The 14,202-nt window shown below is 38.3% G+C and carries 15 protein-coding genes; 5 read left to right on the top strand and 10 right to left on the bottom strand.

The features are described 5' to 3' along the window. Nucleotides 1–210 precede the first annotated feature (210 nt). The 7 genes from ESV24_RS08375 to ESV24_RS08345 form a co-directional block, all read right to left on the bottom strand. Entirely contained in the window at nt 211–663 is a 453-nt protein-coding gene (locus tag ESV24_RS08375; RefSeq protein WP_160110636.1) for a WG repeat-containing protein, read from the bottom strand. Nucleotides 664–883: 220 nt separating this feature from the next. Next, a complete protein-coding gene (locus ESV24_RS08370; RefSeq protein WP_111817053.1) occupies nt 884–1,399 on the bottom strand; it encodes a DUF6646 family protein in 516 nt (171 codons plus the stop codon). Between the two features lie 41 nt (nt 1,400–1,440). Further along, nucleotides 1,441–2,295, bottom strand: coding sequence for a cupin-like domain-containing protein (locus ESV24_RS08365; RefSeq protein WP_394364095.1), 855 nt, complete (start codon nt 2,293–2,295; stop codon nt 1,441–1,443). Between the two features lie 158 nt (nt 2,296–2,453). Next, a complete protein-coding gene (locus ESV24_RS08360; RefSeq protein ID WP_111817051.1) occupies nt 2,454–2,729 on the bottom strand; it encodes a FoF1 ATP synthase subunit delta/epsilon in 276 nt (91 codons plus the stop codon). Between the two features lie 75 nt (nt 2,730–2,804). Continuing rightward, nucleotides 2,805–4,310, bottom strand: a complete 1,506-nt coding sequence (gene atpD / locus ESV24_RS08355; protein WP_111817050.1) for a F0F1 ATP synthase subunit beta — start codon at nt 4,308–4,310, stop codon at nt 2,805–2,807. Between the two features lie 167 nt (nt 4,311–4,477). Further along, nucleotides 4,478–5,371 carry an aminotransferase class IV gene (locus tag ESV24_RS08350; protein ID WP_111817049.1) on the bottom strand — a complete coding sequence of 298 codons (894 nt, stop codon included), beginning with the start codon at nt 5,369–5,371 and terminating at the stop codon, nt 4,478–4,480. Nucleotides 5,372–5,417: 46 nt separating this feature from the next. Beyond that, entirely contained in the window at nt 5,418–6,134 is a 717-nt protein-coding gene (locus tag ESV24_RS08345; RefSeq protein WP_111817048.1) for a sulfotransferase-like domain-containing protein, read from the bottom strand. 65 nt (nt 6,135–6,199) lie between these two features. Between ESV24_RS08345 and ESV24_RS08340 the strand changes: the two genes are divergently transcribed. Beyond that, entirely contained in the window at nt 6,200–6,382 is a 183-nt protein-coding gene (locus ESV24_RS08340) for a hypothetical protein (RefSeq protein WP_111817047.1), read from the top strand. Between the two features lie 3 nt (nt 6,383–6,385). Here the strand turns inward: ESV24_RS08340 and glmS are convergent, their stop codons facing one another. The 3 genes from glmS to ESV24_RS08325 form a co-directional block, all read right to left on the bottom strand. Next, a complete protein-coding gene (gene glmS, locus ESV24_RS08335) occupies nt 6,386–8,233 on the bottom strand; it encodes a glutamine--fructose-6-phosphate transaminase (isomerizing) (RefSeq protein WP_111817046.1) in 1,848 nt (615 codons plus the stop codon). A 9-nt stretch (nt 8,234–8,242) separates the two neighbouring features. Beyond that, nucleotides 8,243–9,784 (bottom strand): BamH family beta-barrel-assembly machinery protein, encoded by a 1,542-nt coding sequence (gene bamH, locus ESV24_RS08330; protein WP_111817045.1) that lies wholly within the window; start codon nt 9,782–9,784, stop codon nt 8,243–8,245. A 67-nt stretch (nt 9,785–9,851) separates the two neighbouring features. Beyond that, nucleotides 9,852–10,661, bottom strand: coding sequence for a glycogen/starch synthase (locus tag ESV24_RS08325; RefSeq protein ID WP_111817044.1), 810 nt, complete (start codon nt 10,659–10,661; stop codon nt 9,852–9,854). A gap of 129 nt (nt 10,662–10,790) precedes the next feature. On the opposite strand from ESV24_RS08325, the gene panC reads away from it, so the two are divergent. The 4 genes from panC (at nt 10,791) to ESV24_RS08305 (ending at nt 14,200) form a co-directional block, all read left to right on the top strand. Next, nucleotides 10,791–11,636: a pantoate--beta-alanine ligase gene (panC, locus tag ESV24_RS08320; RefSeq protein ID WP_111817043.1), complete on the top strand. Its 846-nt coding sequence runs from the start codon at nt 10,791–10,793 to the stop codon at nt 11,634–11,636. 12 nt (nt 11,637–11,648) lie between these two features. Further along, nucleotides 11,649–11,999 (top strand): aspartate 1-decarboxylase, encoded by a 351-nt coding sequence (panD, locus tag ESV24_RS08315; RefSeq protein WP_111817042.1) that lies wholly within the window; start codon nt 11,649–11,651, stop codon nt 11,997–11,999. A gap of 1 nt (nt 12,000) precedes the next feature. Next, nucleotides 12,001–12,972: a lysylphosphatidylglycerol synthase transmembrane domain-containing protein gene (locus tag ESV24_RS08310; protein WP_111817041.1), complete on the top strand. Its 972-nt coding sequence runs from the start codon at nt 12,001–12,003 to the stop codon at nt 12,970–12,972. Nucleotides 12,973–13,051: 79 nt separating this feature from the next. Continuing rightward, on the top strand, nt 13,052–14,200 hold the full coding sequence (locus ESV24_RS08305) for an alpha/beta hydrolase (protein WP_111817040.1): 1,149 nt from the start codon (nt 13,052–13,054) through the stop codon (nt 14,198–14,200). The last annotated feature ends 2 nt before the right edge of the window (nt 14,201–14,202 follow it).

The raw sequence follows: 14,202 nt of genomic DNA, 5'->3' as shown, positions 1-14,202 counted from the left end.
ATTTTTATGGGGATTTATTGCTTCTCCGTATATGTAGTGTGTAAATAGACGCTAATTTTTCGGATTGTACACGAGCCGAATTTTTAAATTTTACTTTTTCTCTTTATTTTACTAAAAGCCAAATTTAAAAATTTGGCGGTCTTCGAAAATACACAAAAACCTCTCGAAAAGCCTGTAATAGCTATGTTTTATTTACATTGTTAGGCAACGTTATTTCATTATCTTGTTTCCTTGTGTGTCAATTTTGAACCATTTGTCACCTATCCAAATTTCTCTGTTTTCCATTGGTTTTATTTCACAAAAGTCAGTTACCATTGCAATTTCATTATCAAACGGTCGAGCGCATTTGTATTTTGGCTGAATTACTATTTCTCCATTCTCATTGGCAAATCCGAATTTTCCATTTTGAATAATTCGAAAAAGCCCATCTCTTGTATAATCAGGGCCATTATCGTACTTATAAACTTCAAATAATTCATTTGCATTTTGGTCAATTCCGAGTATTTTTCCAGTTTCTTTTTCGACAATCATTCCGAAATTCCTAATTGTGTCAGTGTAGCAATAATAATATTTTCCAATCGGCACAATTGTATCTCCTTTTGAATTTAGATAGCCAGAAGGAACACCGATTTCGTCAAATTCTCCATCGTAGAATTTAATCAAATAATTTTCTTCATTCGAGCTACAAGCTGAAATCAAAAAAGTGATTAAAATTCCAAAGATGAGTTTTTTCATAATGTGCTACAACATCCAAATAAATACAATATAGTATTTACTCCTATTATATAGTTTAATTTCCTATCCTCAAATATAAAAAAATTCATTTACGTAACCACCGAAGTCGCAACCGCTTCAAGTTGCATTCAGTGGCTTGGGGTTATGCCTAAATATTAAAAGAAGCACCCAAACTAACCGAAACCTGATTGTGCAATTTTTCAGCAGTGCTTAAGGAATCTGTATTGTACTTGGAAATAGGAACGCTCACTTCCGTAAAAACACCAAAACCGCTGGTGAAAAAATATCGTGCTCCCAAGTGTGCGCCAAAGTTTTTTAAACTTGCGTAAAGTCCAGGATAGACATCAAAATTTTCATCAACATTAATGACATTTCCTAGATTTGCGTTAAAGCGTGCCCTAAAATCAAAACGGTCCTCAAATTTTGCAAATGGCTCTTTATTGCCATCCAAATCTCTCACTTTATCAATTCCCAAAAGATATGCGGAAGCTACTCCCAACGATATATTTTCGCCAACGCCAAAATCAAGGCTTCCCATAATTCCGGTACCGTTATTTTGAAAATGGGCGCCAACTTGGAATTTCACATCACCTTTTCCAGTATAGGCTTGCGCGAAAGTTGCCTGGAAATATAGAAGAGCGATTATAGCTATGAAGGATTTCATCTTAAAAAATTTTAAAAGAAAGATACTGAAATATTAAGAAATTACAGCCTTTTGTTAGTGCGAACAACTGCTTGCTCGTTTTTCCAATCAATCCATTTTTGGCCTTTTAGCTTTCGCATCAATTGGTCATAATAGCGCATAACGCCAATGTTATAAAAAGCTTTTGCTAAGTTTTTAGGATTACGTGCAATTGCACGAAGGCTCATTGAGAAACCTGGCGTTATGTAGCGCATATAGTGCCAGTAGCCTTCAGGCATATATAGAACGTTGCCATGTTCCAAATTTGCCTTATAACCTTTTGCTTTTTTAAGTGCTGGCCATTTTCCATAATCTGGATTGTGGAAATCTATGTCTTCCCGAGTAATTAACGAGTGTGGGATTTTGTATAAATAATCGTTTTGATTTTGGTCAAACAGAATTACTTCTTTTTTCCCGTGAAAGTGAAAGTGAAAAATATTTGCCAAATCGATATCATAGTGCATAAATGTGTATGAATCCTTTCCGCCAAAAAATAGCATTGGCAATCCTTTCATTAATTTCAGCCCGAAATCTGGATATTCAAAATCCTTTTGAAGCTGTGGTACTTCCTTTAAAATATTCCAAAGAAAGATGCGGTATTTGGTTGGTTCTTTTTTAAGAAGTTTCACGTAATCACGCATTTTCATAGTGGCGTGAGGCTCATTAAATCCGTCTTTATGGCTCACGGGACGATTATCGTAAAGCGGAACCATTACATCTCCGGCTACTTCGGCAATATAATCGAGATCCCATTTTTTAAATGCAGGCCAGTCCTCAATAAACCGTTCAATAACAACGGGTTTTTGTGGTTTAAAATAATTTTTTAGAAAATCTTCTTTGGTAATGGTTTTTACCCTATCTATTTGCTGTAGCTGCATAGTTTTCATCAACGGGTAAATTTACAAATCTCAACTTATTGTTTGGGCCATTGTTAATATAACTTTATGGATTTAAACAAAACAAAAATCCCAAACTCCTATAAAAGGAATTTGGGATTCGTCCCGATAGTCATCGAGATTGGAACCTTTGAACAGTTTTAATCTGCCAAAACCATGACACGATTGTTGTTACACTCAACGGTTCCGCCAGAAATTTGTAGCACCCACTTTCCGTCCTCTTGTGTAAATTTCTTCTGAAAAGCTTCCGCAATAGTTGGGTTTCCTTTAAACTTCACTTTTCCTTCCTGTAAAACAGAAACAATAGGAGCGTGATTGTTAAGCATTTGAAATTCGCCTTCCACACCTGGCACGATTATGCTTTCTATTTCTCCAGCAACTAAGGATGCTTCGGGGGTTACTATTTCTAAGTACATATTTTTGGTTGTTTGTTGTTAGTTGATAGTTGTTGGAAGCTCTATCAACCAACAACTATCAACCATTAACTAATTTTAAACTTCAGCAAGCATTTTCTCGCCCGCGGCAACTGCTTCCTCGATAGTTCCTTTAAGGTTGAAGGCTGCTTCTGGAAGATGATCCAGTTCGCCATCCATAATCATGTTGAAACCTTTAATAGTTTCTTTAATGTCAACCAAAACTCCTGGAATACCTGTAAACTGCTCGGCTACGTGGAAAGGCTGTGAAAGGAAACGCTGTACACGACGTGCGCGACCTACGGCCATTTTATCTTCCTCAGAAAGTTCTTCCATTCCAAGAATCGCGATAATATCCTGTAATTCTTTATAACGCTGTAAAAGCTCCTTTACTTTTTGCGCACAGCTGTAATGTTCTTTTCCAAGAATAGCCTCAGTAAGAATTCTAGAAGTAGAATCCAATGGATCCACAGCTGGATAAATACCAAGCTCAGCAATTTTACGCGAAAGTACGGTTGTAGCATCCAAGTGGGCAAAAGTTGTTGCCGGTGCTGGATCTGTTAAATCATCCGCAGGAACGTAAACCGCCTGTACAGAAGTAATGGAACCTCTTTTTGTAGAAGTAATACGCTCTTGCATCGCACCCATTTCTGTTGCCAAAGTTGGCTGGTAGCCCACCGCCGAAGGCATACGCCCAAGTAGTGCAGAAACCTCAGAACCCGCTTGCGTAAAACGGAAAATGTTATCTACGAAGAAAAGTACATCTTTCCCTTGTCCTTCGCCAGCTCCATCACGGAAATACTCAGCAATAGTCAAACCTGAAAGTGCCACACGTGCACGTGCTCCCGGTGGCTCGTTCATCTGTCCAAATACGAAAGTAGCTTTAGATTCTTTCAAAGCTGTTTTATCAACTTTTGAAAGATCCCATCCACCATTTTCCATAGAGTGCATAAAGTCGTCACCGTATTTAATAATGCCAGACTCAAGCATTTCGCGAAGCAAATCATTCCCCTCACGAGTACGTTCGCCTACACCAGCGAAAACCGAAAGACCACCGTGGCCTTTCGCAATATTATTAATCAATTCCTGAATAAGTACCGTTTTACCAACACCAGCACCACCGAATAGACCAATTTTACCACCTTTTGCGTAAGGCTCAATTAGGTCAATTACTTTAATACCTGTGAAGAGAACTTCGGTAGAAGTAGAAAGATCTTCAAATTTTGGAGCGTCACGGTGAATTGGAAGACCGTTGTCGCCAGCTTTTGGCAAGTTTCCAATACCATCAATAGCATCACCAATTACGTTGAAAAGTCGGCCGTAAACTTCGTCACCGATTGGCATTTGGATTGGTGCTCCAGTTGCAACTGCATCTACACCACGGCTTAAACCATCTGTAGAATCCATTGATATGGTACGCACCATGCTCTCACCAATGTGAGACTGAACTTCAAGAACCAAAAGGTTTCCGTTGTTGTTTACCTCTAAAGAGTCGTATATTTTTGGAAGTTCCGATCCGCTATCAAACGCAACGTCAACTACCGGGCCAATAATCTGTGCAACTTTTCCTATGCTTTGTGACATGAGTAACTGTTTATTTTATAGTTATCTAAGGGCGAAAAAACCACCCCTGTTTTGAACGGTGCAAAGATAGTTTTTTCTGAATGAAAATTGCAATGGGAATGTTGAAAAAATTTGGAGTTTTTTGTGAAGGCAGAACTATTGTTTAGATCTTTTAAAGTTTTAAAAAATCAAAGCTTTTCACACAATCCCCGAACTTCTTTAGCAAAAAGCTCAATTATTTTTTTCTGAAGGGTATCGTCTTTGGAAACGATGCGTCCGTCAATTTCAACAATCGGCGTAAGCTCACCCATTGTACCAGTTGCGATAACTCCGTCAGCATTGTAGAATTGTGAAAGTGTAATATCTGCTTCGGTAATTTCGATATTGTGTTTTTGGCACATTTCAATCACAGAATTACGCGTAATTCCGGGAAGGCAAGCGTGTGCAAACGGTGTAAAAATTTTTCCGTCTTTCACCATAAAAAGGTTGCTACCATTAAGTTCAGCAATAAAGCCGCGATCGTCCAGCATTAATCCCGCATCTTTTCCAGCGACGTTGGCTTGGATTTTCGCGATTATGTTATTCAGCAAATTGTTGTGGTGGATTTTACTGTCCAAAAATTGTGGAGAGTTACGGCGCTGGCTGGTGCTTATTACTTTTATGCCGTGATTGTTATCATAAACCAAAGGTTTCCATTCTGCCAAAACAATCAAGCAGGAACCATTTTGGTTTAGGCGCGGGTCCATTCCGCTAGTTATTTTTTCGCCGCGCGTTAATGTTAAACGGATGTGAGTATCATCATGCATTCCGTTTGCCTCGAGGGTTTGTTTTATTGCTTTTTTGATAAATTCTTTGGAAGGAATATCTGCAAACATCAATGTTTTTGCAGATTCGTGTAAACGGGTTAAATGTTTGTCCAAACAAACTACCCCTTCCGGATAAACGCGCAATCCTTCCCAAACTGCATCACCGCCCTGTACGGAACTATCAAAAACCGAAACTTTTGCTTCGCTGCGCGGGTATAGTTTGTCTTTTATAAATACTTGGATTTTGTCGTTTTTAGGGTGGGATTTTTGAAGCATTTTTGTGGAGTTGAGAGTTTATATGTTTATGGGTTTAATTTTCTTTCTAAACTAAAATATTATTTTTTAAAGTTTCATAATATGGCAAAGCTTCATCCAGCAAAGTTTCCAAATGTGCAGGCAATGGCTGCGAGCTACTTTTTTGAACTGCAAATCCTTCGGAATTGTGAACGTTGCCGTACCAATGTTTTGCCCAAATACCATCTTCTGGGATACCGCCTTTTTTCCACCGAAGCATTTTCGCAGAAAAAGGAATATTCAGCAAATCGCATAGTTTTTTTAGATATTTTTCGGGATTTTTCAAAAGCTCATCGCTATCAATCACTATTGGCGTTTTGCCGTTTTTCTTCAGAAATAAAAAAAGTTCTGAAGCTTTTTTGATACCGATATCATTTAAAGTTGGGGTGTGGATTACTTTTGAAAAGGAGGCAATCAACTTTTTGGGATGGCGAATCAAGATAACGTTTTCCCAATTCAATATAAAAGAAGGTGCTTCAGTCAAATAATGGTGAGCCATTCCTTTTACAAATACATTTTTCTTTATTGAAAGGGAATTTATGCTTTCAACCACTTTTTCTTCCTTCAATTCCATGGTTTGAAGGATTTCCTTTTGCGAAGGATGCTCGCTTTCCAACGAAGCATTTTGAAGGTAATAGCCGTAAAAAGGTTCATCTAAAACCGTAATGTCTTGACGCTGCGAGAAAGAATACATGATAGCCGTGGAAAGATTGCGCGGACCGGAAATTAGGTTGATGACTTTCATAGTTTAAATTTAAACTACTGAAAAGAATTTTGTAACAATTTGCCTAAAAAATTTACAAATAGAGTATGAAAAAAATTATCATAATAAACGCACTGCTTTGGGCTGCTCTCTTACTTGGAACAGCGGCGCTTTTTAAAGACCATCCCAATTATGACTATTTGTTTTTTGGTATTTTGATTGCGTCTTCAATTGTACAAGGGTTTCTTGCAAAATGCGCTAAGAGGAATAAAGAAAGATGTTCAAATTAGAACTTATTCTACAGTAACCGACTTCGCCAAGTTGCGAGGCTGGTCCACGTTTCTGCCAAGCATTACGGCAATATGGTATGAGAGTAATTGCAGTGGAATGGTTGTGACCAATGGCGATAAGGCTTCTGGAGTATGCGGCACTTCCATTACGTAATCTGCAAGCTCCCTAACTGCGGTATCTCCTTTTGAAACTACTGCTATAATTTTCCCTTTTCTAGCCTTTATCTCTTGAATGTTGCTCACCACTTTATCGTAATGGTCGCTTTTTATGGCAATTACCACAACGGGCATATGTTCGTCTATTAAGGCTATGGGGCCGTGTTTCATTTCGGCAGCGGGATAGCCTTCGGCGTGGATGTATGAAATTTCCTTAAGTTTTAATGCGCCTTCCAAGGCTACCGGGAAGTTGTATCCTCTTCCTAAATAAAGAAAATTGCGTGCATCTTTGAATACAGCAGAAATTTCTGCTATTTTATCATCGGTTTTCAGGGCCTCTTCTACGTGATTTGGAATAAGTTCCAGCTCGCGCAAGTAGAGCATGAAATCACTTTGGCTTATAGTGCCTTTGGCTTTTGCCAAACGCAGTGCCATCATAGCCAGAACGGTGATTTGTGTAGTAAATGCTTTGGTGGAAGCAACTCCAATTTCAGGCCCAGCGTGAGTGTAAGTGCCACTGTGGGTTTCTCTCGAAATAGTGGAGCCCACTACATTACAGACACCATAAACAAATGCGCCTTTGGACTTTGCAAGCTTTATGGCGGCGAGCGTATCTGCGGTTTCACCACTTTGTGAAATGGCAATAACTACGTCTTTTTCTGAAATAATGGGGTTGCGGTAGCGGAATTCGGAAGCGTATTCCACTTCAACGGGGATGCGCACCAAGTCTTCAAAAATATATTCTGCAACCAAACCAGCGTGCCATGAAGTTCCGCAGGCCACAATAATTATACGATCTGCATTGATAAATTTCTCAATATAATCCTCAAGACCCCCAAGTCTAACTATACCTCTATCGGCAAGTAAACGACCGCGGTAAGTATCTTTTATAACGGAGGGCTGCTCGAAAATTTCCTTCAACATAAAATGTTCGTAGCCGCCTTTTTCAATTTGTTCAAGATTCATTTGAAGCTCTTGAATGTAAGGTGCAACCAATTTATCGTCCTTTATTTTTCGGACTTTTATATCGCGCCCGCGACGGATGACTGCCATTTCTTCATCTTCAAGATAAATAGCATTGTTGGTGAATTCAATAAACGGCGAAGCATCACTCGCTACAAAAAATTCATCTTCGCCAATACCTATGGCTAGTGGGCTTCCCAACTTGGCAACAACAATCTCATCCGGTTTTTTTTTGTCAAAAAGGGCAATGGCGTAGGCGCCTACAACTTGGTTCAAAGCAATTTGAACAGCTTTCCCAAGTTTTACCTTTTCATTTATTTGAATGTCTTCAATAAGGTTTACAAGTACTTCGGTATCTGTATCAGATTTAAAGGTGTAGCCTCTTTTTATCAATTCTTTTTTAAGAGAATCGTAGTTTTCAATAATTCCATTATGGATAATCACCAAATCGCCACTATTGGAATAGTGAGGGTGACTATTAACGTCGTTCGGCACACCGTGGGTTGCCCATCGGGTGTGACCAATACCAAGGCTTCCCTTTAGGGAAATTTCTTTTTCGGCTTTCTCTTCAAGGCTTGCAACCTTTCCCTTTGTTTTACAAAGTTGGATATCGGTTCCGTCAAATAGAGCAATGCCGGCACTGTCATAACCTCTGTATTCTAAACGTTTCAGTCCGTTAAGAATGATTGGATATGCTTCTCTCTTGCCAATATATCCTACAATTCCACACATAAGCAGGTTTTAATTAGGTTCAGTATAATAGATTTGGAGTTTTAATCTTTTTTCTTGGTTCGGCGTTGCATTTCCATAAAGAATGGTTCCCTCCGGAGATACAACGCTACTGGTTGGAACTTGTTCAATAAAAGGTTCCATGGGGTTTAGAAGTTCTGCGGTAGTTCTGGTCAGAACATTTTGTGAAACCACCACGCCCAAAGGAACATTAGTGCTGTCTTTATTGATTAGATTGCTAATATGATTTGTAATCTTTATTTTGTAAAATTCGCCATTGCCATCGCTGCCTCTTTGCAGTTTCCCGTAGTGGTTGCTGAGCGCATCTACAGGAGGAAGACCATTGGTAGGGTCTAAATTATAATCTGCCAAAACATTACTGTTCTTAAGGTCATAAATTATAATTCTTTCGGGCTCTGTGGCTCCACCGACCATTAAATCCTGATTAACGTAAAAGATTAGGTTTGCCTCGTTTATAAGCCATTTTTTATCGCGAAGTGTCTCAAGATCATCCGCTACGCCATTATTGTCATTGTCTTTTCCAAAAAGTTCTACTATCGAAATAATACCATCGCCCCCACGTAGGTAAAGATTTTCATTTCCTGTCTGGATGTTTGGGTTTTCAACTGCATTTTGAATTGGGGACGGCAGTTCGTTTTCAAAAGTGTTTACGTTAATACCGTTGAAATTTAATTTGAAAGTACCATTTTCGCGTATTTCAGAATTATCTTCGTTATTATAGCTATAGAATATTGTAATATATGACTCTGTAGCATCAAAAATGAAAAGACTCCCGTTGTTTGTGGGTGAATTTACTTTAAAATAAATTCCTCTGAAGTAATCCTTGAAGTTGTTACTGTTTCGTAATTCTGGAGCACCTTCCATATCTAAAATCTTTTCTTGAAAGAAGGTTGTATCCAATTTTACACGAAGACCCGGCGCAATTTTTTCTTCCTCATCCGTATCTTTATACAACACATAACCATTTCTGGTGGGAATAAAATTTTCCACCGAAGCAAGCTCTGTATCTAAATACTGCTCAAATGTTTCGCCTTGAGTAGAGTAGTAATTTTGAAATTCCTGAAAACCACTGTTAGGGTCATACTCCCGCAAAAAATAATTTGAAGATGAAATTGATATATTTATGGGCGTAGAACCATAGATGGAATCCAGTGCATAAGTGGTTACGGTATCAGCCGTAGTGGCGGTACTGAAATAAGGTAGATACACAAAAACACTGTCCACAACGGCACTATCACCAAACTTTGGATCATTACTTGAAAGCGTGAGCTGCGACAAAAGATTTACGGTAGACTTTCCATAAACGGGATCGTTATACACACCAAGTTGGTATGCGGGCAGTCTATTGCTCTGCACGGGCCCTAGTTTTCTACTGTATGCTATAATGGTTTGGGATTCGTCTAAAATACCATTAGGGGTTTCTGTTCCCAAAATTTCGGAACCTATAGTGGAAATATCCTCTTGGCACGAGGAAAATGCAATAATTATAAAGAAAATAGCACCAGTAATGGGCAGCAAATTTTTAATTTTCATCGGTTCTCGTTAATTGTTTTTAGGTGAAATGTTTCAGGAAACATTTTCAATAAAATTGTTGAAGAGTTTATTTTAAAATTTTCGAACTGTAAAAATCCAAATATGCTTGGGAAAAGTTTTCCATATTATGATATTTTAACACTGGTTTATTAATAGTGTTAATAAAATCCTCCAGTTCTTTGGGTATTTCTTCAGACGCAACAATAACAGCATCAGAATTTTCGATAGCTATTTTCATTAAGTTTACGTAACTGGGATCTTCAAGTTTCGTAATGGCTTCGTCATCAATGGCATCAAACCTAACTTTGTCTATTGTGTTTTTAGCTAACGTTCCTTCGAAGCCTTGATTGTATACAGAGGTAACTATTTTACTGTTTTCGAAAAGTGGCTCGTTGCCGTAATAATTTCGCAAGTATAAAGGCAAGAAAGAAGCTAACCATCCGTGAACGTGAATGATGTCTGGCGCCCAGTTCAATTTTTTTACCGTTTCAATAACTCCTTTGGCGAAGAAAATAGCGCGTTCATCATTGTCTTTGTAAAAATTTCCATCTTCATCGGCATAAGTAGCTTTTCTTTTAAAGTAATCTTCATTATCAATAAAATAAACCTGGATGCGCTCCTTGGGGATGGATGCTACTTTTATAATCAAAGGCATATCCAAGTCGTTGATAACCAAGTTCATTCCAGAAAGGCGGATCACTTCGTGCAATTGGTGTCTTCTCTCGTTTATGTTGCCGTAGCGGGGCATAAAGATTCGTATCTGGCCGCCATTGTTGTTGATCATGCGGGGAGCTTCAAACGACATTGAAGAAATCTCGGTCTCAGGAAGGTAAGGAATTACTTCGGAAGACACATACAAGACTCTTTTATCTTTCATCTATTGGGTTTTTAGAAATTATTTGCAATTGGCCCCAATACTCCGAGGCATTTAAAAACACGCAAAATTACGAAAATTTATGTAGATTGTCTTTAATATATTAATTTTGCCCGCTCTTAACCCAATTTTATGTTAATACATACCCAGAAAGAAACATTGGTGCATGCCTTATCCTCCGCTGCGAAAAATGACAAAATAGGTTTTGTGCCAACGATGGGTGCTTTACATAAAGGGCATATTTCATTAGTAAATAAAGCTTTAGCTGAAAATGATTTGGTGGTGGTAAGCATTTTCGTAAACCCGACCCAATTCAATAATAGCGCCGATCTTCAAAAATATCCACGTACTCCCGAAGACGATATTTCACTTCTAAAAAGATTAAAGGGTGACTTGATTGTTTACTTGCCAGAGGTTTCAGGTTTGTACGAAGACTCTATATTCGCAAAAAAATACAATTTTGGAGGTCTGGAAAACGAAATGGAAGGTAAGCACCGGAGCGGACATTTTGACGGAGTGGGAACCATTGTAAACAAACTTTTCAGAATAGTTAAGCCTGATGCGGCCTATTTCGGTGAAAAGGATTTTCAACAATTACAGATCGTCAAAAAATTGGTAGCTATTGAAAATCTACCCGTAAAGATTATAGGATGTGCCATATTGAGAGAAGATAACGGACTTGCAATGAGTTCGCGAAACAAAAGGCTGAGCGCAAAGCAAATTGAAGAAGCCACAATTATTTATAGAACATTGAATGAGGTGCGGGAAAAATTCAGTTCTACCTCGATTGCAGATTTAAACACTTTAGTTGCGGAACGGTTTTTGCAAAATCCCCACTTGGAATTGGAATATTTTGAAATTGCCAACGAGAAAACCCTTAAAACAGCAAAGCGAAAAAACGAAGACCTAAAATACAGGGCATTCATCGCGGTGCTTGCGGACGAAGTTAGGCTAATAGATAATATGCCTTTAAATTAATACCTTTGCAGCATGCAAATACACGTAATAAAATCTAAAATCCATAGGGTAAAAGTTACTGGCGCCGATCTAAATTACATCGGCAGCATTACTATTGATAAAGATTTAATGGACGCCGCCAACATTATTGAAGGCGAAAAAGTTCAAATAGTAAACAATAATAATGGTGAACGCCTAGAAACCTACGCCATTCCCGGTCCACGTAACAGCGGCGAGATTACGCTTAACGGAGCTGCCGCGAGGCGCGTTGCTCCTGGCGATGTGCTTATACTTATTACATATGCTATTATGGAAATAGAGGAGGCTAAAGCCTTTAAACCTGCATTGGTTTTTCCAGACGAGGAAACAAATTTACTCCGTTAATTTGAGCCGCTCCCTTTCAAAATTTTTACAGATTGCCATTCCGTTAGTATTGGGAGTTTTCTTGATTTGGTACATCTACCAGTCTTTCACGCCACAACAGCTGGAAGAAACTCAAAAATATTTTGCCGATGCAGACTATGGCTTTGTGTTACTTTCGGTTGCATTTAGCATTTTAAGCCATCTTTCACGATCCTATCGTTGGAGTTTTATGTTGGAGCCATTGGGGTATAAAACCAAATTGGCCAACAATTTTATGGCAATTTCCGTGGCTTATTTAATGAATATTTTTATACCGAAAAGCGGTGAGGTTTCTAGGGGTATTATATTGGACAAATACGAAGGCGTTCCTTTTCAAAAGGGTTTCGGAACCATTATTTCTGAAAGAGTTGTAGATTTATTATTCCTGCTTTTCTTTACAGCTTTGGCCTTAATTATAAAATTTGATGTTTTATATGATTATGTTGTTGATAGTGTGCCGCCGTCAATTCTATATGTAATTGTGCTCGGAATTATTTTAGTGGCCGTAAGCATTCCGCTCTACATTAAGTTTTCAAAATCAAACATCAACAAGAAGTTGAAAAACTTCGTAATAGGTTTAAAAGAAGGTGTTTTCAGTATTTTGAAAATGCGTAAGAAAGGAGCTTTTCTTTTTCACACATTTATTATCTGGGGGCTTTACCTGCTTTCTTTTTATACGGCGCTGCACGCATTGCCCGAAACAGCAAATATTCCTTTTGGCACAATTATTATCACTTTTGTGGTGGGGAGTTTTACATTTGCTTTTACGAATAGCGGCTTTGGTACTTATCCTGCTGCCGTTGCGGGAATCTTGACAGTTTTCGGAATTGCAAAAACAGTGGGTACGGCCTTTGGATGGATTGTGTGGATTTCAAATATTACCTCCATTGTTTTATTCGGGGTGGTTTCACTAGTATTACTTCCTATCTACAACAGAAAGCGATCAAAATTGTAGCTTTTTGTATTTATTTTTATTTCGGAAAAACAACAAATTCAAAAATTGTTATCTTTCCGAAGCCTAAAACTACTAACCAATGAAAAAATTCCTGCTTTTCGCAATCTGCGTTTTAATTAATTACGCTTCATTTTCACAAATTATTTATGAAGAATTCAAATCAACAAAGCTCGGTGAATCCCGAAAGCTGAAAATACAGCTTCCCAGAAATTACGACTCCAACATTGATAAAAAATACCCTATAATTTTGGTGTTGGATGCCGATTACCTTTTTGAGCCTGTTGCTGGAAATGTAGATTATTTCAGTTATTGGGAAGACATGCCGCAGGCAATAGTTGTAGGGATTATGCAAGGCGAGTCACGTTACGAGGATTGCTCCTACGATGACCGTACCTTTATGCCGGGCGATAAAGGCGCACAGTTTTTCGAATTTATTGGTCTGGAGCTCATACCCTATATTGATAAAGAATACCGAACCGCAAAATTTATAATTGGGGTGGGGCACGACTTTACTGCCAATTTCTTAAACTACTACCTTTTTAAAGACCCGCCATTAATGAATGGATACATTAACCTAAGCCCAGATTTGGCTCCGATGATGGAAGAACGACTTGCAGAACGAATTCCTGCAATTCCCGGAAAAATATTTTATTATTTGGCTACAGGAACTGATGATATTAAAGGTTTGATGGAATCTAGTGAAGATTTAAACAATCAATTAAGCGCCATAAATAGCAAGACATTCAACTTTTATTACGACAACTTCGAGGGTGCTACCCACTATTCTTTGGGCGGGCGTGGCATTCCCAATGCTTTGGAGAAAATATTTTCAGTCTATCGGCCAATCAGCAAAAAAGAATATACTGAAGTATTGTTGAAATTGGATACGCCAATTAGCCAATACTTATTGGACAAATATAAAGTGATTGAAGATCTCTTCGGAATTACGAACAATATACGCGTAAACGATTTTATTGCTACTGCAACCGCTGCGGAAAAAAGAAACCAGTGGGAATCGCTACGGGAAATTGCTACATTGGCCAAAAGACAATATCCAGATACAGTTTTAGGAGATTATTATTTGGGTCGTTATTACGAAGAGACTGGTGAGCCGAAAAAAGCAATGAAAATCTTTCAAGGAGCTTATGATAAAGAAGAAGTAGACTTTATAACACTTGATAAATTACTAGACCGGGCGGACAAAATAAAAACTGATTTTGGGTATTAACC

Origin of the sequence: Aequorivita lipolytica (genome assembly GCF_007997135.1) — a bacterium.
Classification (GTDB): domain Bacteria; phylum Bacteroidota; class Bacteroidia; order Flavobacteriales; family Flavobacteriaceae; genus Aequorivita; species Aequorivita lipolytica.
Note: the sequence above shows the minus strand (reverse complement) of the source record. Positions and strands in the feature narration are given on the sequence as shown.